The organism is Mariniphaga anaerophila (assembly GCF_900129025.1).
GTDB lineage: Bacteria > Bacteroidota > Bacteroidia > Bacteroidales > Prolixibacteraceae > Mariniphaga > Mariniphaga anaerophila.
The window spans coordinates 47,684-70,310 of the sequence record NZ_FQUM01000006.1 but is presented as its reverse complement, the minus strand read 5'-3'; the positions used below and the strand labels follow the sequence as shown (position 1 = coordinate 70,310).

The window sequence follows — 22,627 nt, the reverse complement described above, 5'->3', positions numbered from 1 at the left end:
AGACGACAAATCATGGGCGCTGAATCAGGTTAGTTTCCACAAGTTCAATTATTTTTTGGTACGCTTCTTCCCTTTCGTGAGAAATGCGTTCCAAAGCGGCACCCCGCGCATTTTGAACACCTCCGGTGTAATATCTGTAGTACCACGGGCTAACCGAAAGCAGCGCATCAAGTAATCCGTAGGTATGCCATGTCCAAACCGCCACAACTGCGATGCCACCAACTAAAACCATCGAATTTATACCGCTGGCCAGATTCCCGCAATAAATTTGTCCAAGGCCCGGGAGCAGAATGCTCATCATTTCGATTTTCCCCGGTCTGTAACGCTTCCTCATTTTTTCGAAGCGGGAAAAAATCTGTTCCAGCTCAGGTAACGCTTCCTGCGGAAAAATCGGCGAGAGGCTGGCAAGCGCCTGGTTGTAATCTTCAATTCCGAAAAAAGCTATACCGGTGTATAACCCGGTTTTATTTGCAAGCCTTGAATTCTGAAAAGAAGTTATTGAAAGCAACTCGCTTAGGGCGAAATAGTAATTTTCCTGGGCAAAAAAGCAAAGCACTTTTTTTAACAGAATTTCGGTTTTTATGCTGTCGCTTGTTTCTATGCGCGAAGCAATGTCGAAATTTTTTGCGGCTGAATTATAATCGCCGGAAGCATAAAACAGGTCGCCAATTTTCCGGTAGATGTTTCCAAATTGATGTTCAGAGTCGAAAAATGCCACTCGCTGAAATTCAGTAAGCGCCGACTGATAATTGCCCTTCTGAAATTGTTCCTCGGCAAACCGGTAGGTTTCTTCAATGGTTTGCGAGGTGCACAAAAGCGCAAAAAAACTAAAAATGATTGTAAATATTGCTTTTGGCTTCATTGTACAATTTTTCGTATTCAATCCTGTTGTAGGTTTTGGCAGCGCGGCTCGAGCCCCAAATGTTTCCGAAATAGAATCCCAGGGTAGCACCCCCGAAAATCCAACCGCTGGCACTTTTTACGCCTCTCTTTTCAAAGCCGCGATACGACAGCCATGCATTTGATGAAACGAAAAGAAGCGACATCACTGCATCGCCCCAAAAACCGGAATAAGCTTTGCCACTGCCGGGCAATATTGCCGACATGGCCATTGCCAGCCCCAGGCTTTTTTTTCTGAAATTGTCCATCTTCTCGATGCTTTGAAAAACCGAAGGGTAACTGGCAGACAATAACACTGAGTTGCTCGTATTAAAATTGTACAGCGAGTCCAGTTCTTCTTCGAAAAAGAAATAGCCCAACCTGTAAAACGCCTGTTCTTCGTCATTGAGTGCCGTTAGTGCTTTTTGAAAGCGTCCGTACTCGTAACAACAGTTACAGGTTAGCGCCAGATTAAGAAACTCTCGGGAAACCGTGTCGTTTGAAAAAAAACGGTACAACTCCAGATTGTCGATGCGCTGAAAAGAGTTGTTGCAAATGTTTCCCAGGCGGAACGATTTTAAAAGCTGCGAGCTCACCTCTGCGTCCGGGCTTGAGATATTCAGAATACGTTCGTACTCAATTGCTGCCAGGTTGTATTGCTGTGTGTTGAATAAATAACGCGCGAATTTTTTCGAATTCCCGGCATTGAAAATATTCTGCCCGCTGCCTGAAAAGGCTAGCAACAGGAACAAGTAAAAGAAAAATGGTTTTCTACCTAACCGGATCATAATATCTTTGTTTCGAAGGATCAAAAATGTATTGGTCGTTTTTTATGAATCGATGACATCTGGAAAGTCGGTCGAATGTGTACAAAGTACCCAAAAACAGCCCTTTCTGTTGCAGTGCCTGAACGGAATATTCTGAGCAGGAAGGATGAAAAACACAACTGGGGTTATCCTGCGACGATAAAAAGGCTTTGTACACATTAAAGCTGGACGCCGTTAAAAACTCGAATTCATTTTTTGGTTTATTGCTTTCGCTTTTATACTTCGGAGCTTTGTGCTCATGCGCTTCAAACAACCCTTTAATTTCGCTTATTCCATAATAATCGGGAGACTGCGCTTTTGCAGCAAAAAAAACACAATGCACAAAAATGAAAAGGACAATTGTTCGAAGGTGTAAAAATCTATTTATCCAATCTGTAATGGTAATTGCTTTCATTTTCATTATCATTTAAAACAATGTTTTTAAATTCCATAACCTGATAGCTTTCCTGCTGATTCTCGTCGTAGAAAATCTGAACAATCGTGCCGGGGAATTCAAACCCTCCTTTTTTGATATAGTCTTTAAAAAATTGTTTACTTCTTATCTGATTGTTTTCGTCGGCTATTATTACACTGTATAAACTGTTTCCTTTTCGGGCCACAGCTATACTGCTTATCACTTCCTGAATCTGTTGCGGAATATTCCAGTACGTAACAATCAGGTCTTTGTTTTTTTCAACTTTTCCAATGGTATATTGTGCCTGATCCAGTCCGAAATAACTGAGGTTGGAGTTCAGCGACAAATGAAAAACTGTGAATTCGTTCAACGAAGGAATTTCTTCGCCAAAGTAAACAGAGTCGTCTACCAGTTTGTACATCCGCGAATCCTGAACAATCCATTTTTCTTTTTCCGGAAACTGAATGTCGTAAATCAACTCTTTCGTGTACTTGTCGTAATACACTTTCCCTTTTGTAAGATTTGCTTTCCCTTCTGCTGGTTTCGTCTTTGTGGTAAAATCCACGCTTATCCGAAAGTATTCCTGTGCATTTACACAAACGACAAAACCCAAAAAGAACAGCACTGATATTGTAATAATTCTCATCTTCAATAGTGAAATAAAGGCTGTCTAATTTGTATTAAACAGCCTTTATTTATCAAATTAATATTTGTTTACTTAGTACGTGGCATCAACAGAAGCTGCCCATGCTCCCCAAAGAACCATATACAATACAACTGAAACAACAGTTGACGCTACACAGCCCCACAATGCTTTTTTTGCTTCTTCTTTATCATTGTCGGTCATTATGTAAACAACAAGCAAACCAACAACGCCAAAAACACATCCCCAAAGGAACGAAGGAATACCTAGCGGAGGTTCACCTTCTCCTTCGGCCATTCCCATTGGAGCAGCCGAATTGTTTATATCGGCAATCAATAAACTTCCTTCATTTTCAAGATCTGAAAAAGTAACACCTTCGTTGGCTTCAACATAGGCATCTAACTCATTCAACCCTTCAAGTTCAGCGAAGAGCAATTCTTCATCGTAAGAAAAGACAGATTCGTCGAATGTTACAGAGGAACTGGTTCCGGCATAAACTGAAAAGTTTTGAGAGGCGAGCAATGTAATTGCCATAAAAACACTCAAACTTTTTAGTAGGATTTTCTTCATATTAGTATATTTAACGATTAGTAAATTTTTAGTATTAATAAAAAGAATAAGCTAATGTATGAAAAAAATGTTTTGTGAACATTATTAAATTCGGTAAAAATCAGATTAAAAAAACAAACTTGCGATTAGCGTGAAGGCTAATCCACAAAGGGCAATTATCGTTTCCATTATTGTCCAGCTTTGAAGTGTTTGTTTTTCGTTCATTCCCAAATATTTACCCACCAGCCAGAATCCACTGTCGTTTACATGCGAAAGTAGCGTGGCTCCCGAGGCAATGGCAAGAACAACCAGGGCACGTTGCGGATCGTTTAATCCGAATTCACTAATAACCGGAGCAATAATTCCTGCAGCGGTAATCATTGCTACCGTGGCCGAGCCTTGTGTAACCCGCACAACTGCTGCGAGCATCCAGGCAAGTAAAATTGGCGGTAAGGCTGAATTGGCCATCGACTCCGCCATTATTTGCCCAATTCCGCTATCTACCAGTACTTGCTTTAAAACCCCGCCGGCTCCGGTTATCAGAATAATAATTCCCGCCGGGCCAAGTGCTTTGGTGCTCAGTTCCAGTATTTTTTGTTTTTCCATTCCCCGCCTGATGCATAAAAAATAAATGGCAACCAATGTTGCAAGAATCAGTGCTGAAAACGGATGCCCGGTGAACTCAAGAATATCTGTCCAGACCGACCGGGCAATAACTTCTTTTGAAACGGCCAATCCGGTAAATGTGTTTATCAAAATCAACAGCAGCGGAATGGAAATAATAATGGCAATTAGCCGAAATGGAGGAAATTTCTTCGGGTCAACGTCTTGCGGCTCTTTGTCGAAATTAAACGGAGGCTCCAGGTATATTTTTTTGGAAATATATTTCCCCCAAATTGGGCCGGCAATTATTGCCGTGGGAAAGCCCAAAATAATTCCCAGCAAAATTACCCAGCCTAACTGGGCATTGATTATATCTGCAACGGCCACCGGGCCGGGAGTTGGCGGAATAAAACTGTGTGTTACCGCGAGCCCGGCCAGCAAAGGAATGGCATAATATAAAAGCGACCGTTTTGTATCCTGTGCAAGTGCATAAATAATAGGTACTAAAATAATAAAGCCCACATCTAAAAAAACAGGGATCGCAACCACGAAACCGGTAATTACCATTGCCCACGAAGCACGGTTTGTACCAAACTTTTTTATCAGGTAATGTGCCAGTGACTCAGCGCCGCCGGAGCTTTCCAGCATCTGTCCGAAAATGGCGCCCAGCCCTACCACTGTAGCCACAAAACCAAGTGTTCCGGCCATTCCATCCTGAATAGCTTGTATGATGCCATCCAGGGGCATCCCGGCAACAATGCCAACATAAATAGCTGTAATTAATAATGAAATGAATGCGCTGATTTTGAGTTTCAACACCATAAAAAGCAACAACGCAACTGCAGAAAGAACAATGAATACCAGAAAAGGCGTAGTCATTTTAAATTGATTTAGTTTCGGGTATAAAGTTATAACTTAACGATAGTTATGCAAGCCGGGAAAAAAAGTTTATTCGCTGCAAATTTGGCGTTTACCCTCACGTACCTCGGCTTCAACCTTCAGAATAAAAACACATATTCAGTCTTCTCACCTTGTCAAACAGGATGCATTTTTATCCTTTAATTCGGTTTCGGTACTGCCGTGGCGACAAGCCAATCTTTTTTTTGAAATCGCGGGTAAAGTAATACGGGTCGGAGTACCCCACATTAAAAGAAATTTCTTTTACTTTTTTTTCGGTGTAATCCAGCAATTCACAGGCTTTCAATATTTTTAGGTGAGAAAAATAACTCAATGGTGCATAATTGGTTTCTTTTCGGAAAAGTGTAGTAAAGTAGGTGGGAGAGTAGCCCGCTTCCCGGGCAATTTGCAGTAGTGTCAGTTTTTTATCCAAATTTTTTTCCAGAAACCGGATAGCACGGTGGATAACCGGGTTCAGTTCGTCGGCCAGATCTTCGCTGGTGCGGTTGGCGTAAATAAACGTGGCAAGCAAATGCCCAAAACAAAAGTTAACGTACTCCAGATTCTGATCGTGAAACCCCTTTGAAAGGTTGTTGAAAATTTCATCGAAAAGCATTTCACGGTTAGCCACCATATTGTTAACCGACGGCACCAGGTTGCGCACCACTAGAAATTCGCTTTCCAACTGCCGGGCTTTTTTGCCGTTGAATCCGGCCACCAAAAGGCGAGTTCCGGATTTTTGCCTGGAACAAAATTTAAAAACCTCACCGCGCGGCACAATAAAATATTGATCGTGTGAAACGGGAACCTGCTCCTCTCCCAGAACCACACTGCCCCCGCCTCTCGTGCAAAAAACCAGTAAATTGTTACTCAGCTTGGTTAACGACCGCCAGCTGCCTCCCGGTTCAACCTCAATTTCTCCGGTTTCAGTAAGGTATAAATCTTTTGTTACTGGGTTTGCCTTTTGTTCTTCTCTAAGAGAAACAGGCAGTCTGAAATACCTGATTTCTTTTGTCATAATCAAATAAAGTAATATTTTCCATCTTTTTCAAAGAAAATACTATTTTGAATGCTCTTTACGATGAATAGTTTTGTAGAAGCTAAAATAATAACCGATTAAGACATGAATGAACTTTTGCCAAAAATCGCAGAATGCATCGAATTCGGGAAAATAAATAAAGCTGCGCCGTTTCCGCCAAATATGAAGGGACAGGATGGTGCAGATGAATTGACCCGGCAGGCGATTGAACAGGGAGTTTCGGCCCAACAAATTCTTACTGATGGGTTAATGGTTGGAATGGAAAAAGTGGGCGTTAAATTTCGCGAAAACAGAGTTTTTGTTCCGCAGGTTCTCATGTCGGCAAAAGCTATGAGCACGGCCATGCTCCACCTGAAACCATTCTTCCTTTCAGGAGAAGTAAAACAGAAAGGGACTTTTATTATTGGTACAGTGGAAGGCGATTTGCACGACATTGGGAAAAACCTGGTGTCGATGATGGTGGAAGGAAATGGATGGAAGGTAGTGGATTTAGGGACCGATGTAAAAGCTGAGAAATTTGTAGATGCGTTGAAAGAACATCAGAATGCCTTTGTCGGGTTGTCTGCGCTGTTGACCACAACTATGGTCAGCATGGAAAAAATCACAAAAGTTATTAAAGAAGCTGTGCCCGGAGCAAAAGTAGCAATAGGCGGTGCCCCGGTAAACGACGATTTCCGGAAAAAGATTGGGGCAGATGTATATACGCCGGATCCGCAGGGATTAGTGGAATATTTGAATTCGCAGGTTGCCTGAATTTGCTGAAAAGGGCAGAGCCGGAAGACAGTGTTAAAATCGCCTCTTGGGGTAATTGCTGATTTTTATGGAAGCATCTGATTGGCTGACAATCAGTTTTTTTTGGAAAATAAATTTTCCGAACGTAGAAACTTTGTCCTTTCTTATTAAATAGATTTAACTCAATTTCAAATAATTATAAAAATGGATGGTCTCGAATTAATCAGGAAAGCGTTTACCCTTCAGCCGACCGACCGAATTCCGTGGGTGCCTTTTGTTGGAGTGCACGGAGGATTTCTTACCGGTACTGATGCCGCTACCTACCTGAAATCTGCAGAAGAAATAGTTGACGGAATAAGCAAATCGGTTGATCTGTATAACCCTGACGGGATTCCGGTGGTATTCGACCTGCAAGTAGAAGCAGAGGCGCTGGGATGCGAGCTCCGTTGGTCTGAAGCCGGAGTTCCTGCAGTTGTTTCTCATCCTCTTGCCGAAGGGAAAGCTTTAAGTGATTTGCAAATTCCGGGGCCAAACGACGGGCGCATCCCGGTTTGTGTAAAAGCGGCCGGCACACTTCGCAAAAAATATCCTGATTTGGCGCTCTACGGATTAATTACCGGTCCGTTTACATTGGCACTCCACCTGCTGGGAACCGACATTTTTATGAAACTGTTTGAAGCGCCCGACGAAGTAAACAGTGTGATGGAATTCTGTACGCAGGTAGGGGAAAAAATGGCTCAGTATTATCTGGAAGCAGGGTGCGATATTATTGCAGTAGTTGATCCGATGACAAGCCAAATCGATCCGCTTACTTTCGAGAGTTTTGTTACGCCTTTCGCAACACGTATTTTCGATTACATCAGACGGGAAGGCAAGCTCAGTTCCTTTTTTGTGTGTGGCCACGCGCAGCAAAACATAGAAGCGATGTGCAATTGCAACCCCGACAATATTTCCATTGACGAAAACATTCCGCTGGACTTCGTAAAAGAAGTTGCGCTGGATAAGGGAATAAGCTTTGGAGGAAATTTAAAACTTACGGTTGTTTTGTTAATGGGCACGCCTGACGATTGCCGGGAGAATGCGCTGGAGTGCCTCGACCTGGGCGGCAAAACCGGATTTATTTTGGCGCCGGGCTGCGATCTGCCCCGCGAAACGCCTCCCGAAAATCTTACAGCAGTTGCCGACCTGGTTCACGATCCGTACCTGCAAGATGTGACCAGAACGCTTGAAAAAAGGGAGAATTCCCTGGAGATATTCAATATGAAGGATTACGGGCAGGCGGAGAAAGTAATTGTGGATGTTATTACGCTCGACTCAGAATCGTGCGCTCCCTGTCAGTACATGCTGGAAGCAGTAAAACGCGTAACTCCTTATTTCGATGGCGTGGTGGAATGGCGCGAACATGCCATCAAAAAGATGGAAGCAGTCAACTTTATGTCGTCGCTTATGGTGAAAAATATTCCCACCATTTGCATCGATGGTAAAATTGCTTTCGTTTCCCAGATTCCACCCGAAAAAGAGTTGATTGCAACCATCCAGAAGCGCATCAACGAGAAATTAAAATTGAACATAAAGTCGAAGAAGGGCGAATTTGTTTTGCTGGGCGAAACAGAAAATCAATGTAATGAGCTGAAAGAGCGCGTTGTTCGTGCGCTTACCGAAACAGGGAAAGAAATAAATGTGAGAACAATAATTGGCAGGGAAAAGCTGGCGGCGTACGGAGCAAAAGGAGGGCCGGCATTGGTGGCCATCAGTTACAAACTGAAAGCTGAAGGGACGCTTCCTTCTGTTGATGTAATTAAAGAGTGGCTGAAAGAGTTGTAAGGTTTTTTCGTAACTTCGTTAGAAACAATAACAATGGGGAAAATACTGGATAAAATAAGTAACGGAAAAGTGCTGGTTTCAGACGGAGCCTGGGGAACTTTTCTGCAAAAGAAGGGGCTCAAAACCGGCGAATGCCCCGAGGAATGGAACCTTTCGCATCCGGATAAAGTATTGGATATTGCTAAAAGTTATATCGAAGCCGGTGCTGATATGATTGAAACCAACAGTTTTGGCGGAACCTGCTTTAAACTTGAAAAGTACGGACTGGCAGACAAAACTTTTGAGTTGAATAAAGCAGCTGCCGAAATCAGCAGGAAAGCTGCCGGCGAAAAATTTGTTTTGGGCTCTGTGGGGCCAACCGGTAAAATTTTGATGATGGGCGATGTAACCGAAGACGAATTGTACGAAGCGTTTAAAGTTCAGGCTAAAGGGTTGGAAGCCGGTGGAGCAGATGCAATAATGATTGAAACCATGAGCGACCTCGACGAAGCGCGGATCGCTATTCGGGCGGCCAAAGAAAACACTCGCCTGGAAGTATTTTGCACCATGACTTTCGAAAAAACAGTTATTGGCGAATTTCGTTCTATGATGGGGGTTTCGCCTGCCGACATGGTACAAACACTTGTGGATGCAGGGGCCGATCTCCTGGGTGCCAACTGTGGAAATGGAATTGCCGGGATGGTTGGAATTGTAAAAGAGATTCGTAAAACAGATTCCGCTATTCCCATTTTAGTGCATGCCAACGCTGGAATGCCGATTTATCGGGACGGAGAAACCGTTTTCCCGGAGCAACCTGCAGAGATGGCGAAACTTATTCCGGAAATTGTTGCTGCCGGAGCAAATATAATCGGCGGGTGTTGCGGCACTACGCCGGAGCACATTGCCAAAATCCGGCAAGTGATTGATGACAAATAAAGCCAAATGAACTCCGGAACAATAAATCTACGACACCTGAAGACGAAAAGTCCGGCATGAAAAAAATCCCATTTTATATTATCTCCGGATTTTTGGGAAGCGGAAAAACCACTTTTGTAAAAAGAATTATCGATTCGTATTCCGACAAATACAAGCTGGGGGTTATTCAAAACGAATTTGCCCCTTCCAATGTTGACGGGGAAGAGTTAAAAAAGTCGGGTAAAAATTTTCACCTGCTGGAAATTAACCGGGGATCGGTTTTTTGCGTGTGCCTGCTGGGAGATTTCGCTCGTTCACTCGAAAAATTTATAGATGAATATCAGCCGGAACTATTAATTATAGAGGCTTCCGGACTTTCAGACACAACTTCGGTAGCCGAAGTAATATCTTCCGGTTCGCTTTCTGAGAAAATGTATCTCGCTTCCAATTGGTGTGTTGTTGATGCGTTTAATTTTAACAAGGCGGGTTTGATGCGGCAAAGGATGGGGCATCAAATAAGAATGGCCGACCGGGTGCTGGTAAATAAAACAGACCTTGTTGAAAACGCAGATAGAACTGTAAATGAAATAAAGAAAATAAATCCGTTTGCGCGAATTCAGAAAACGTCTTTTTGCGATGCCCCTTTTTATTTGAAAGATGACGTTGTTGCCAAATTTTATCCTGATTTGGCGAAACCTCTTGCACGACCCGACGTAAATTCAATGGTTATAAAAAGCGGGAAAAAGTTTGAAGAGCATGCTTTGCTTCAGTTTTTAAACAAGTGGGCGCCAAAAGCGTATCGAATTAAAGGATATGCCAACCTGAAAAACGGCACGGTGCTGGCGGTTCAGTGTGTTTTCGAAAATGTGGAATGTCGCCTTGTGGAAAACAATTTTCATCCCACAGAGCTGGTTGCATTGTCAGACCGGTTTACATTAAAAGAATGGAATCGATCGTTTAAAGAGCATGTTGGGAAATAGTGGTTCAGTTAGCAATAAAACCCCGCTTTCTGTGTTTAAAACAGCCAGTGTTAACTGAACTTCTTAGAACCAATTTAAATTAGCTATTTTAGAGCAAACTTTTTGGGGGAACAGGTGGCTTACGCTACTTTTGTGACCAGTTTTTGATGTTAACACAATTAAATAAATAATTTATGAGCAAGTTTTTAACTGCGTCGATTGGCAGAAAGTTTATTATGAGCATCTCAGGGCTCTTTTTGGTTGTGTTCATTGCTGTCCACTTGACAGTGAATCTGTTTTTGATTTTTGATGACAGCGGCGAACTTTTTAACCTTGCGGCTAATTTTATGGCCACTAACCCTGCAGTAAAAATAATGGAACCTCTGCTGGGACTTGGATTTTTGGTTCATATTCTCTGGTCTTTCTTTATCGAATATGAAAACTGGCGAGCACGCCCGGTAAAATACGACAAGAAGAACACGGGAATTTCAAGTTCATGGGCATCCCGGAACATGTTGATTTTAGGAGCACTGGTTCTGGTCTTCCTCGTAGTCCACATCATTCATTTTTTCTGGGTTATCAAATTTAATCCTGAAGCAATGAGCACTGTTGTTGTAGGTGGCGAACACATGGAAGATACCTACAAGTTGGTAGCAGATCTGTTCAAAAGCAGTGTAGCATACGACATTTTTTACATTTTTGGGGGAATTCTCCTGGGGATTCACCTTTCACACGGGTTCTGGTCCGGGTTTCATACCCTTGGCTTAAGTAACAAAAACTGGATGAGCAGGCTACAGATTGTAGGCCGGATTTATGCCATTGTTGTGGCCGTCGGTTTTTCTGTTATTCCGTTGTATTTCCTCATTAAATTTTAATCTCGAAAAAGCATTGGGTTATGAGTATATTAGATTCAAAAATACCTGAAGGGCCACTTGCCGAAAAGTGGAACAAACACAAGGCAGGTATCAAGGTGGTGAGTCCTGCGAACAAACGCAAACTTGAAGTAATTGTTGTTGGAACCGGCCTTGGAGGAGCTTCTGCTGCTGCTTCGCTGGCCGAGTTGGGGTACAAGGTAAAAGCGTTTTGCTATCAGGATAGTCCGCGCCGCGCCCACTCCATTGCAGCGCAGGGAGGTATTAATGCCGCAAAAAACTATCAGAACGATAACGATTCAGTTTTCAGACTGTTTTACGATACTATTAAAGGAGGGGACTACCGTGCCCGCGAGGCTAACGTTTACCGTTTGGCCGAGGTATCTCCTAATATTATTGACCAGTGCGTTGCCCAGGGGGTACCGTTTGGTCGCGAATACGGCGGCTTGCTGGCCAACCGCTCATTTGGTGGTGTTTTGGTTAGCCGTACTTTTTATGCCAGAGGACAAACAGGTCAGCAGTTGCTGCTGGGTGCTTACCAGGCATTAAACCGGCAAATTGCCAAAGGCAACGTTGAAATGTTCAGCAGGCACGAAATGCTGGACGTTGTAAAAATTGACGGAAAAGCCCGTGGTATTATTGCCCGCGACCTGGTTTCCGGAGAAGTAAAACGTTTTGGAGCACATGCAGTGGTAGTTGCAACAGGTGGCTACGGAAATGTATTTTTCCTCTCTACCAATGCAATGGGCAGCAACGGGTCTGCAGCATGGCAGTGCTACAAAAAAGGTGCATTCTTCGCCAACCCTTGTTTTGTTCAGATTCACCCGACATGTATTCCGGTTCACGGCGACCAGCAGTCGAAACTGACATTAATGTCGGAATCGTTGCGTAACGATGGTCGTGTATGGGTACCTAAAAAGAAAGAAGACGCCGAAAAACTGCGTAAAGGCGAAATTGGCGCTAATGATATTCCGGATGAAGACCGCGATTTCTATCTCGAACGTCGTTATCCTTCATACGGGAACCTGGTGCCACGCGACGTGGCCTCTCGCGCTGCAAAAGAAAGATGCGATGCCGGATTTGGTGTAAACGCCGAAGGAAAAGCAGTGTATCTCGATTTTAAATATTCAATAGAACGGTTAGGGAAAAAGGTAATTGAAGCCCGTTACGGAAACCTTTTCCAGATGTACGAAAAAATTACCGATGTAGATCCCTACAAAGAGCCGATGATGATTTACCCGGCCATCCACTATTCTATGGGTGGAACCTGGGTCGATTATAACCTGATGACTTCAGTACCCGGTTTGTATTCAATCGGAGAAGCCAACTTCTCGGATCACGGAGCTAACCGTTTAGGAGCTTCAGCATTGATGCAGGGTCTGGCCGACGGATATTTTGTGTTGCCATACACCATTGGCGATTACCTGGCCGATGAAATTATGACACCGACAGTAGACACTAATGCGCCCGAGTTTGACGAAGCCGAAAAATCAGTTACAGCACGAATCGAAAAGCTGTATAATATTAAAGGCTCGAAACCGGTGGATTACTTCCACAAAAAACTTGGCCATGTAATGTGGAATTACGTTGGAATGTCGCGTAACGAAGAAGGTCTGAAAAAAGCAGTTCAGATGATTCGTGAAATTCGCGAAGAGTTCTGGAAAGACGTAAAAATCCCGGGAGAACTCGACAACCTTAATCCTGAATTGGAAAAAGCCGGTCGTGTTGCCGATTTCTTTGACATTGGCGAACTGATGGCGATGGATGCCCTTGACCGCAAGGAATCATGTGGCGGCCATTTCCGCGAAGAATCGGTTACCGACGATGGAGAAGCAAAACGTAACGATGACAAGTTCACTTACGTTTCGTGCTGGGAATACAAAGGCGAAAGCCAGGAGCCGGTGCTTCATAAGGAAGATTTGGTGTTTGAAAATGTTAAGCTGACTCAAAGAAGCTACAAGTAGTAAATGCAAATTTTGAGTAGAGCAATTACACAAAAAATTCAATTGATATGGCAGACAAAATTCTAAAAAAACTCAATATAAAAGTCTGGAGGCAAAAAAACGCCGCAGACAAGGGAAGGTTTGAAACTTACACCATCGAAAACATATCTACCGGGTCGTCATTTCTCGAAATGCTCGATATATTAAATAACCAACTGATAATTGATGGGAAGGATCCAATAGCTTTTGACCACGACTGCCGCGAAGGTATTTGCGGTACATGCAGCCTGTACATTAACGGGCGGGCTCACGGGCCAGATACAGAAGTTACTACTTGCCAGTTGCACATGAGGAAATTTAAAGATGGCGAAACAATTACCATTGAACCCTGGAGGGCAAAAGCTTTTCCGGTAATCAAAGATCTGGTAGTTGATCGTACAGCTTTTGATAAGATTCTTCAGGCAGGCGGGTTTATTTCTGTAAATACCGGCGGTGTTCCTGATGCCAATGCTATTCCGATTGCATACGACGATGCAGAAGAATCCATGGATGCTGCAGCTTGTATTGGTTGCGGTGCGTGCGTGGCAGCTTGTAAAAACTCATCGGCAATGCTGTTTGTTTCGGCTAAGGTTTCTCACCTGGCAAAACTTCCGCAAGGAAAAGTAGAAGCCAAAGACCGTGCGCGTAACATGATTGCAAAAATGGACGAACTCGGATTCGGTGGTTGTACCAATACCGGCGCCTGCGAAGTGGAATGCCCCAAAAGTATTTCCATTTCCAATATTGCCCGCCTCAACCGCGAGTATTTAAAGGCACGGTTCAGCGAATAATATAAGCGTTTTATATATACTGGTTGTTAAAAAGGCTGTCTCTCGAGACAGCCTTTTCTGTTTTTTGTAGGAGTTGTTTTTGAAAATCGGTCTTTTAATTACACGTTTTCGGGCTGAATATCAATATCGATTTGTTGTTCGTTTAATTTGTCGTTTTCTTCCTGGCTGTTCAGCTTCATTGAGTAGAGCATGGCTTCAATTTGCCGCAACAGATTTCTTTTGTCTTTGCTCGGAGCATAAACGTATCCGTAAGCAACAACAACCCTCTGGTTAGCTGCGTCGAGTTCTGCCAGCGAAATGTAGGGGCCGCCCATAAAATCGTTTACCAGCCGCCACAGTCCGCGCATTTCCGAAGCATAATTTCCGTTGTGTTTTCTGAAGTTGTAAAACTGTTCAACCCTTCTTTCGGTAGCCATAAAACTTCCTTCAGTGGGGCCGGGAACATTTGCCTTTAAAAGGCTGTCGCGAACTTTTAACTGGTAATCAATTGTAAAAGCACTGTCAGATACATAGGGGAATGTATAGATAACGATTCCTTGTGAAATTTCAGGTGTTTCGTAGCGCAACCAGATAAAATCCTTTTTTTGTTCGCCAATTTGAAAACCCGGGGCTAATTTCATGGTTAGTCCAAAATCATCGTTCAGTACGTTGTAAATTCCCCGTTCAAAATATTTTTCGTAATTCATGGCCAATCGGTCTTTTTCGGCTTTTATGAAATACGACATGATTTGGCTTTTGTTTTCTTCGAACAGTTTTTCAAATTCGTCTTCGCTTTTTGCCTGAATAATGACTACTGCCTGCGGACTGGCCCACACATTGTCTTTAAATGTTACTCCTTCTGAATCTACATTGGGCGAGATGCGCGTCTGCACAATGTTGCGGGTTGTTTTAAAAATGCTTTTGAAAGCTTCGTGAGGCACTTTTATCAAATCGAAAAGCGGCTCGTCTTGCGGCAGCGCCAGATGCGGTTGCGCCAGGGTGTTGCGAATCGTATTTCCGGGATTTCCTTCCCACGCTTCGTCGCTGATTACAACTACCAACTCGCCTGCTTTGCCTGTTACGTTTTTGGAAAGCCCTGTGTTGCTGCTGTTTTTGCACGAAATAAGTACGCTTAACACGAGCAACGGAAACAAACGGAATATTAATTTCGGTTTCATTTTTAACATTTTTTGGTTCGCACTAAAGCAACAAAAATCTTACCATGATTAATTGCTTTTGAAACATTACCACGGCATACAAAAATCCCGTTGCAGTGTTCTGCAGCGGGATTTTTGTAAAACTTCGAACGGGCTATTTTTCAATCTTCCCGGGTTCGGCTGTTTCGTTGTCGTCGTCTCCCTCTTTAGTAGCCTTTTTGAATTCTTTCATTCCTTTTCCCAGGCCTTTCATTAATTCGGGAATTTTACGACCGCCGAAAAGAAGTAATACTATAATTAAAATGATAATTATTTCCTGTGGTCCGATAAATCCTGCGATAACAAATAAATTCATGATTCAAAGTTAAAAATGGTTCGATGCAAAAATAGAATTTTTTTAATTAAAATGTTCCATTAATCATTTTAATTATGTCGTTTGCATTTGCAAAAAGTACGAGAGCCAACAATATAATCATACCGGTAATTTGAGCATACTCCAGAAATTTTTCACTGGGTTTTCGTCCCGAAATCATTTCAAAAAACAGGAACATTACATGGCCTCCGTCGAGCGCCGGAATAGGCAGCAGGTTCATAATTGCGAGGATGATGGAAATAAAAGCGGTCATGTTCCAAAACGAGAACCAGTTCCATTTGGCGGGGAAAATATTTCCGATTGTAGCAAAACCACCTAATGATTCGTAGGCTTTTGTTTCGGGTTTAAAAAATAATTTGAACTGTTTCAGGTAATCTTTCGTTGTCTGTACTCCTCGGCTAATCCCGGCCGGAATAGATTCCATCAACCCGTAATCAATGGTTTTCAGTTCAAAAACATCGTCAACAAACTGTTTTATCTGGATGCCAATCATCCCTTCATCCGAAAGGTTCATGGCTATTTCTGTAGGTTTGCCGTCTCTTTCTACCAGTAAAGAAATGGGCTTGCCTTTGTGTTTCTGAAGTTCGTTGGTCCATTCATCGTTAAACTGAAATGCCTTTCCGTTCAGCCCCTTAATTTCGTCCCCTATTTTTATGCCGGCGGCTTCTCCCGGAGAATCGGGCGTGAAGCCTTCCACACGCATGCGAAACGGGATGCGCGGAGTCATTACCGATTTGCTTTTCAACAACAGGGCAAGATCTGCGTCGGTTATTTCAATATCGGTTACTTTTCCGTCGCGTTCAACCTGAATGCTTTTTGCATCGTCGAGTACAATCGTTGGGATTATTTTGTTGAAATTTTCTATTTGCTGGTTGTCTACAGTAAGGATTTTATCGCCTGTTTTCAACCCAATTTGTTCACCTGTTTCACTTACCTCAATTCCATATTTTACATTGGACGTGGGAAGATAAGTTTCGCCCCAGGCGTACAATACGCCAATGTATATGATAAAGGCAAAAATAAAGTTCATCAACACCCCGCCGAGCATAATTAACAACCTTTGCCAGGCCGGTTTCGCTCTGAATTCCCACGGTTGCGGCGGTTGTTTCATGGCTTCTTTATCCATCGATTCGTCTATCATCCCCGATATTTTTACATAACCACCCAGGGGAAGCCAGCCTACGCCGTATTCGGTTTCTCCTTTTTTTACTTTGAAAAGTGAAAACCAGGGATCAAAAAACAGATAGAATTTTTCGACGCGGGTTTTAAAAATTCTTGCAAACATAAAATGCCCGAACTCATGTAACACAACCAGAATAGAAAGGCTTAAAATGAGTTGAGCTGCTTTGATTAGTATTGTCTCCATTTAAATATGTTTCTCTTTTTTACGATTTTCCCTCAGTTAACAATTGTGCTACCGTTCTTGTTTCGGCATTGGTCTGAATCAGATCGTCGATGTCCGGATTTTTCACGAAATCAATCTTCTTCATTGCTTTTTCAATGATTTCGGGCATCTTCAAAAAACCAATTTTTTTATTCAGAAAAGCCTCTACAACTACTTCATTCGCAGCATTGAGTACACACGGAACATTTCCTCCTGCATCCAATGCGTCGAAAGCGAGTGCAAGGTTACGAAAAATTTTTGTATTCGGCTTTTCAAATTGAAGGGTAGGATAATCCAGAAAGCTGAACCGCGGAAAGTTGTTTTTTATCCGGTGTGGAAAACCCAGCGCATACTGGATTGGCAGTCGCATGTCGGGAAGTCCCATCTGCGCTTTAATAGAGCCATCCTCAAATTGTACCATCGAATGAACAATAGATTGAGGGTGGATGACTACCTCTATTTTTGACGAGGGGAGACCAAACAGCCAGCGCGCTTCTATGGCTTCAAAACCTTTGTTCATAAGGGTTGCCGAGTCGATGGTTATTTTTGCGCCCATGTCCCAGTTAGGGTGGGCAAGTGCGTCTTTCACCGTTGCTTTTTCCAGTTCTTCTATCGTTTTTTCCCTGAACGGACCACCGGAACAAGTCAGGTAAATTTTTTCAACCGGATTATAAATTTCACCCATCAGGCACTGAAAAATGGCCGAATGTTCCGAATCTACAGGAAGAAGGTCTACCTGTTTTTCTTTTGCCAGTTGCGTAATTATTTCACCCGCCACAACGAGTGTTTCTTTGTTTGCAAGGGCGATGTTTCTGCCGGCTTTTACTGCGTGCCACGTAGGTATTAGTCCCGAGTAGCCAACCATTGCTGTAACAACCAGATCGATGGTTTCCATTTGCACTACCTGGTTCAGCGCTTCGGCACCGGCAAATACTTTTATGGGGTCGTTGCTGAGTGCTTCTGATACAGTTTTGTAGTTTTTCTCATTGGCAATAACCACGGCATTTGGCTGGTATTTTTTTGCCTGGGAAATTAATAAATCTACATTATTGTAAGCGGTTAAAACTTCTACTTCAAATAGTTCGGGGTTCTGGTCAATTACGTCAAGAGATTGGGTTCCGATGGAACCGGTTGAGCCAAGAATGGCAATTCTTTTCTTCATAATTCTAAAAATCAATGTATTGTTCCGGGTCAATTGCTGCGCCGTTGTGCCACAATTCAAAATGAAGGTGAGGCCCGGTGGAAAGTTCTCCGGTGTTGCCAATTATTGCAATTGCTTCTCCGGCTTTTACCCTGTCTCCTTCGTTTTTTAACAGCTCCGAATTGTGCTTGTAAACCGACACCAAATCTGCGTTGTGTTGCACGTAAATTGCGTACCCGGTTTCTATGGTCCATCCCGAAAAAATAACCGTTCCGTCCATTATCGCCGAAATTCGTGCGTTTGGTTCGCTCACCAAATCAATCCCGAAATGGTCTGTTGTGGATTTAAACTTGTTGGTGATAACACCTTTTACGGGCACAAAAAAATGAATCTGGCTCAAACTCAAATGGCGGTTCGATTTTCCGCCGGGCATTAAATTTATCTGTTCTGCCAGCAGTTTGTCCTGAAAAACCGAATCGTGGTTAAACGTTTCAAATTCTATCTGGTTGGAAAAGCTGGAGGTATCTATTACCAAATTATCTTCAGGCACTTCGCCCGAAACAATTGCCTGAATTCCTTTGAAAAACTGATCGCGTTTGTAAAGCTCATTTTCCAGCGAATCAACTTTCAGTGCTGTTAAAACCAACATCTGCCTGTACTCGGCTTTCGGGTATCCGGGAATGTATTCGCGCAATCCGGTTGTTGCAATAAGCAAAATAACCAGAATTACAATAATTGCAGACAGAAGGCTGGTAACGGTAAATACTTTCAGGCGGGTGAGTTTCATACTCCATACCGACTGAAATGTAGTGTCGTTGTATATAATTAAACGATAGCGATCGTTTAACTTTCTCATTAGTTTTTTCTTCACGTGCTCTCAGCTTTTATTTTGAGAGCAACAAAATTAGTAAGAATTGATAAAACACAGTGTGGATTATAGTTTTTTAACCAAACCTTACTGTAAACAGAACATAAATCGTGACCCAATGAAAAGCGAAATATTATATTTGCAGTTTTAAAATTTAAAAATTAGTTGATTATAATGAGAAGATTGAGTTTCCTACTGCTCTTGACGATTTTATTGGGGGGAAGAGCAATGGCTGATGAAGGGATGTGGCTGCCCTCGTTAATACAAAAACTGAATATTTCCGACATGCAGCAGATGGGATTTGAGTTGTCTGCAGAAGATATATACAGTATTAATAATTCAAGTTTAAAAGATGCAGTTGTTGCATTAGACAGGGGGTCGTGTACCGCCGAACTGATTTCAAAAGAAGGGCTTCTGCTTACAAACCACCATTGCGGATTCGATGAAATTCAGAACCATTCAAGCGTAGAACACGATTATCTTCAGGATGGATTTTGGGCAATGACCCGCGAAGAAGAGCTGCCCAACCCAGGCAAAACAGTTTCTTTTCTGGTGCGTATCGAAGATGTTACCCAAAAGGTTACTGCTGAGCTTTCGGATGATATGACAGAAGAAGAGCGGACAAAAAAAATAAGTAGTGTTACCAGGGATTTGGAAAAAGAGGCCAAAGGTGATACTCATTATGAAACTTATGTGCGTAGTTTTTTCAATTCGAACCAGTTTTTTCTGTTCGTGTTGGAAACTTTCAACGATGTACGTTTGGTTGGCGCTCCACCGCAGGCGCTGGGTAAATTTGGCGGCGATACCGATAACTGGATGTGGCCCCGCCATACTGCCGATTTTTCGCTGTTCAGAGTTTATTCAGGCCCCGACGGAAAGCCTGCAAGCTACTCTGAAGATAATATTCCTTACTCACCGAAACATTTTTTCCCGGTTTCTCTGAACGGAATAAAAGAGGGTGACTTTGCAATGATTATGGGATACCCGGGAAGAACAAACCGTTACGAAACATCGTACGGTGTTGAATACACCATGAATGTTACCAACCCGGTGAGGATACAGGTACGCGGAGAAAAGCTGGGCATAATTGACCAGTACATGAGCACCAGTCAGAAAGCACGCATTCAGTACGCATCAAAATATGCCGGAAGTTCAAACTACTACAAATACAGCATCGGGCAAAACCGTGGGTTGGAAAACCTGAACGTTGTAGCAAAAAAGAAAGATTTGGAAACCAAATTTACTCAATGGGTAAATGCTGACGACAGCCGCAAACAAAAGTACGGCGAAGCACTGGAATCAATTAAAGAAGCCTACGAGAATACTGAAGTTAGAAAAGCACAGGAATACATGGCAGAAGCAATGGTTCGCGGTCCTGAAATTTTTATGTTTTCATACCGGGCGCTCCCGATTTATCGTTTGCTTGGCGAAGGCGAAACCCGCACCGAGTTTATGGAGATGATAAAAAAACGTGTGTCCATGGGCATGGATACCCATTTTAAAGATTACGACGCGGAAACCGACCAGAAAGTGGTTGCTTCTCTTATGAAGTTGTATGCCGATAATGTAGACCCAAAATACCATCCTGCATTTTTTGCCGAAGTGCTGAAAAAGTACAAAGGTGATTTTGGCAAGTACGCCGAAAAAATGTTTAAAAAATCTGTTTTCGACGATAAAAACGAATTGGCTCAGTTCCTGGAAAACCCGAAAATGAAGGATTTGGAAAAAGACATGGCTTTTCAGGCTGCGCTCGATATTTTCGATAAATTCAGAGAATTGAATGATTTGTCGGAAGAAAACGAAGATATGTTGGATCGAGGGAATCGACTTTTTCTTGCCGGATTAATGGAAATGGAGAATGGCACAAATTTCTATCCCGATGCCAATTCTACCATGCGTGTTACATACGGACAGGTACACGACTATGAACCGCGCGACGGAGTTATTTACAAATATTTCACAACTGCCGACGGATACCTGGAAAAAGAAATTCCGGGCGACAGCGAATTTGATGTGCCGGCCCGCATGAAAGAGCTGCTGCATGCAAAAGATTTTGGAAGATATGCCGCCGAAGATGGCGAACTGCATACCTGCTTTATTACCAATAACGACATTACCGGAGGAAACTCGGGTAGTCCGGTGCTCAATGCCAACGGCGAATTAATTGGCGTAGCTTTCGACGGAAACTGGGAAGCAATGAGCGGCGACATCGCTTTTGAACCCGAGTTGCAGCGTTGTATTAATGTAGATATCCGTTTCGTGTTATGGATTATCGACAAATATGCCGGAGCAACTCATCTCATCGATGAAATGAATATTGTAGAATAGAAGCAATAACCATCTTCTAACGTAGATGGAACGATATTTTGATTGGAATTGTCCCCGTCAGTTTTCGGCGGGGATTTTTTTTTGGATTTAGCCGGGAAAAGAAGTTAGGGCACATTTGTGTGAAAAATTAAGAAAAAGATATATTTTTGATTTTACATAATAATCAAAACGAAAAATAATGAAAATAGAACACACGTTTATCAACTTCAGATGCTTTTTGTTGTGTAAGTATTTGATAATATTATCAATTATAGTTTTTAATGTGTCGTGTGAAAAAGAGCCCATATTTTTTGAAGAAGAAGATATCGAAGATATTAAAACAGAACGATATAGTTTTCGGGATTATTCTTTCATTGATGGCATAAAATGTTATGATGCGAAAGGGAATACACTTGATTCTTTGTCTTACATGTATTCTCCGGATGATTTTGTTTTTTTTGATGAATTTGAATTTCCTTATGAGAAGATTGAGATTAAAGGAGACAGTACTGTATCGTACTATTGCATTACAGGTGATACAACAACCATTAGAAATGGGAATGTAACTCAAGTTAATGATACTTTATGCTTTTATTTTAATGAATTAGGCTCTAGTGGTCTTCTCTTTAAAGGATTAATTGTTGATAATCAAATTAGAATATCAGGATACGGATGCAGATATTATATTTTTACGAGCGATGGCAGTAATACAGGGGAAATTGCAGATAAAATTGTTGAATTGAAAATTCCTGATTTGGAATATTTATTAAAGACATCGCCACAACTTCATTTTGACAATCACATTATAACGATTCATAACTTATATATTCAAAGATTTGACTTAGTCTATGAGATAGAGACTGAGTAAAACTTGCTCAATAGTTTATATAAAAAAAGGGATGACTTTAATAAGTAAAAGAATTGTTGCCCATTTCAGAATATCACAATTTGATAAGTTCGATGCCGAAACTGCCTGCTTTGTATATGCGAGGCTGAACGATTCGTTTTTATTTTGTTTTACTTTGTACTTTAGTTCCAATATTCAGACATGGCAACACCTAAAATAACAATTTATACCGATGGCGCTGCCCGCGGAAATCCTGGGCCCGGAGGCTACGGAGCTGTGCTGCTGTCGGGGCAGCACCGGAAAGAGCTTTCAGAAGGGTACCGCCTTACCACCAATAACCGGATGGAACTACTGGCTGTGATAACAGCGCTTGAAGCATTAAAAGTTCCCGGGTGTGAAGTTACTGTGTACACCGATTCAAAATATGTGGCCGATGCCGTTGAAAAAGGATGGGTGTTCAACTGGGTAAAAAAAAGGTTCAAAGGGAAGAAGAATCCGGATCTTTGGACGCGTTTTCTCGAAATTTACAAGAAACATCATGTGAGGTTTGTTTGGGTGAAAGGGCACGCCAATAACCCGCTGAACGAGCGGTGCGATCAACTTGCGGTGGAGGCGTCGATGAAGCCCCATCTGCTGGAAGACAAAGGATATCAGGATTCAATTTAGGAGAATCCTCTTGGTGAATG

At 42.5% G+C, this 22,627-nt stretch carries 22 protein-coding genes; 10 read left to right on the top strand and 12 right to left on the bottom strand.

Going from position 1 to position 22,627, the window contains the following annotated elements; all coding sequences use genetic code 11:
* Nucleotides 1–10 precede the first annotated feature (10 nt).
* The 7 genes from BUB08_RS13085 to BUB08_RS13055 all read right to left on the bottom strand — a co-directional run bounded on the left by BUB08_RS13085 (nt 11) and on the right by BUB08_RS13055 (nt 5,810).
* Complete coding sequence (locus BUB08_RS13085; RefSeq protein WP_073002344.1) at nt 11–862, bottom strand: outer membrane protein assembly factor BamD; 852 nt, start codon at nt 860–862, stop codon at nt 11–13.
* Complete coding sequence (locus BUB08_RS13080) at nt 828–1,667, bottom strand: hypothetical protein (protein WP_073002343.1); 840 nt, start codon at nt 1,665–1,667, stop codon at nt 828–830. The genes BUB08_RS13085 and BUB08_RS13080 overlap by 35 nt, the downstream gene beginning before the upstream one ends.
* The gene (gene yidD, locus BUB08_RS20090) at nt 1,651–2,100 is read right to left on the bottom strand and encodes a membrane protein insertion efficiency factor YidD (RefSeq protein ID WP_083570779.1); all 450 of its coding nucleotides are present in this window, start codon (nt 2,098–2,100) and stop codon (nt 1,651–1,653) included. The genes BUB08_RS13080 and yidD overlap by 17 nt, the downstream gene beginning before the upstream one ends.
* Complete coding sequence (locus tag BUB08_RS13070) at nt 2,066–2,746, bottom strand: hypothetical protein (RefSeq protein ID WP_073002342.1); 681 nt, start codon at nt 2,744–2,746, stop codon at nt 2,066–2,068. The genes yidD and BUB08_RS13070 overlap by 35 nt, the downstream gene beginning before the upstream one ends.
* 72 nt (nt 2,747–2,818) lie before the next feature.
* A complete protein-coding gene (locus BUB08_RS13065; protein WP_073002341.1) occupies nt 2,819–3,313 on the bottom strand; it encodes a hypothetical protein in 495 nt (164 codons plus the stop codon).
* 105 nt (nt 3,314–3,418) lie between these two features.
* Nucleotides 3,419–4,774 carry a GntT/GntP/DsdX family permease gene (locus BUB08_RS13060; protein ID WP_073002340.1) on the bottom strand — a complete coding sequence of 452 codons (1,356 nt, stop codon included), beginning with the start codon at nt 4,772–4,774 and terminating at the stop codon, nt 3,419–3,421.
* A 172-nt stretch (nt 4,775–4,946) separates the two neighbouring features.
* Nucleotides 4,947–5,810 carry an AraC family transcriptional regulator gene (locus BUB08_RS13055; RefSeq protein ID WP_073002339.1) on the bottom strand — a complete coding sequence of 288 codons (864 nt, stop codon included), beginning with the start codon at nt 5,808–5,810 and terminating at the stop codon, nt 4,947–4,949.
* A 105-nt stretch (nt 5,811–5,915) separates the two neighbouring features.
* Here BUB08_RS13055 and BUB08_RS13050 point away from each other — a divergent pair, with 105 nt between their 5' ends.
* The 7 genes from BUB08_RS13050 to BUB08_RS13020 all read left to right on the top strand — a co-directional run bounded on the left by BUB08_RS13050 (nt 5,916) and on the right by BUB08_RS13020 (nt 13,885).
* Nucleotides 5,916–6,584, top strand: a complete 669-nt coding sequence (locus BUB08_RS13050) for a cobalamin B12-binding domain-containing protein (protein WP_073002338.1) — start codon at nt 5,916–5,918, stop codon at nt 6,582–6,584.
* A gap of 183 nt (nt 6,585–6,767) precedes the next feature.
* The gene (locus tag BUB08_RS13045) at nt 6,768–8,387 is read left to right on the top strand and encodes a uroporphyrinogen decarboxylase family protein (protein WP_073002337.1); all 1,620 of its coding nucleotides are present in this window, start codon (nt 6,768–6,770) and stop codon (nt 8,385–8,387) included.
* Nucleotides 8,388–8,420: 33 nt separating this feature from the next.
* Complete coding sequence (locus tag BUB08_RS13040) at nt 8,421–9,302, top strand: homocysteine S-methyltransferase family protein (protein WP_073002336.1); 882 nt, start codon at nt 8,421–8,423, stop codon at nt 9,300–9,302.
* A 56-nt stretch (nt 9,303–9,358) separates the two neighbouring features.
* Nucleotides 9,359–10,261 (top strand): CobW family GTP-binding protein, encoded by a 903-nt coding sequence (locus BUB08_RS13035; RefSeq protein ID WP_073002335.1) that lies wholly within the window; start codon nt 9,359–9,361, stop codon nt 10,259–10,261.
* A 173-nt stretch (nt 10,262–10,434) separates the two neighbouring features.
* Nucleotides 10,435–11,115 (top strand): succinate dehydrogenase cytochrome b subunit, encoded by a 681-nt coding sequence (locus tag BUB08_RS13030; RefSeq protein WP_073002334.1) that lies wholly within the window; start codon nt 10,435–10,437, stop codon nt 11,113–11,115.
* 20 nt (nt 11,116–11,135) lie between these two features.
* Nucleotides 11,136–13,076: a fumarate reductase/succinate dehydrogenase flavoprotein subunit gene (locus tag BUB08_RS13025; RefSeq protein WP_073002333.1), complete on the top strand. Its 1,941-nt coding sequence runs from the start codon at nt 11,136–11,138 to the stop codon at nt 13,074–13,076.
* A gap of 47 nt (nt 13,077–13,123) precedes the next feature.
* A complete protein-coding gene (locus BUB08_RS13020) occupies nt 13,124–13,885 on the top strand; it encodes a succinate dehydrogenase/fumarate reductase iron-sulfur subunit (protein ID WP_073002332.1) in 762 nt (253 codons plus the stop codon).
* A gap of 98 nt (nt 13,886–13,983) precedes the next feature.
* Here the strand turns inward: BUB08_RS13020 and BUB08_RS13015 are convergent, their stop codons facing one another.
* The 5 genes from BUB08_RS13015 to BUB08_RS12995 all read right to left on the bottom strand — a co-directional run bounded on the left by BUB08_RS13015 (nt 13,984) and on the right by BUB08_RS12995 (nt 18,775).
* Entirely contained in the window at nt 13,984–15,042 is a 1,059-nt protein-coding gene (locus tag BUB08_RS13015; RefSeq protein ID WP_175550006.1) for a DUF4837 family protein, read from the bottom strand.
* 133 nt (nt 15,043–15,175) lie between these two features.
* Nucleotides 15,176–15,376 (bottom strand): twin-arginine translocase TatA/TatE family subunit, encoded by a 201-nt coding sequence (gene tatA, locus BUB08_RS13010; RefSeq protein ID WP_073002330.1) that lies wholly within the window; start codon nt 15,374–15,376, stop codon nt 15,176–15,178.
* A 46-nt stretch (nt 15,377–15,422) separates the two neighbouring features.
* Nucleotides 15,423–16,760, bottom strand: coding sequence for an RIP metalloprotease RseP (rseP, locus tag BUB08_RS13005; protein WP_073002329.1), 1,338 nt, complete (start codon nt 16,758–16,760; stop codon nt 15,423–15,425).
* A gap of 19 nt (nt 16,761–16,779) precedes the next feature.
* Nucleotides 16,780–17,940: a 1-deoxy-D-xylulose-5-phosphate reductoisomerase gene (locus BUB08_RS13000; RefSeq protein WP_073002328.1), complete on the bottom strand. Its 1,161-nt coding sequence runs from the start codon at nt 17,938–17,940 to the stop codon at nt 16,780–16,782.
* A 4-nt stretch (nt 17,941–17,944) separates the two neighbouring features.
* On the bottom strand, nt 17,945–18,775 hold the full coding sequence (locus BUB08_RS12995; protein ID WP_073002603.1) for a M23 family metallopeptidase: 831 nt from the start codon (nt 18,773–18,775) through the stop codon (nt 17,945–17,947).
* A 186-nt stretch (nt 18,776–18,961) separates the two neighbouring features.
* On the opposite strand from BUB08_RS12995, the gene BUB08_RS12990 reads away from it, so the two are divergent.
* The 3 genes from BUB08_RS12990 (at nt 18,962) to rnhA (ending at nt 22,607) form a co-directional block, all read left to right on the top strand.
* Nucleotides 18,962–21,115 (top strand): S46 family peptidase, encoded by a 2,154-nt coding sequence (locus BUB08_RS12990; RefSeq protein WP_073002327.1) that lies wholly within the window; start codon nt 18,962–18,964, stop codon nt 21,113–21,115.
* A gap of 178 nt (nt 21,116–21,293) precedes the next feature.
* Nucleotides 21,294–21,962, top strand: a complete 669-nt coding sequence (locus BUB08_RS12985) for a hypothetical protein (protein ID WP_073002326.1) — start codon at nt 21,294–21,296, stop codon at nt 21,960–21,962.
* Nucleotides 21,963–22,142: 180 nt separating this feature from the next.
* A complete protein-coding gene (gene rnhA / locus BUB08_RS12980; protein WP_073002325.1) occupies nt 22,143–22,607 on the top strand; it encodes a ribonuclease HI in 465 nt (154 codons plus the stop codon).
* Nucleotides 22,608–22,627 lie beyond the last annotated feature (20 nt).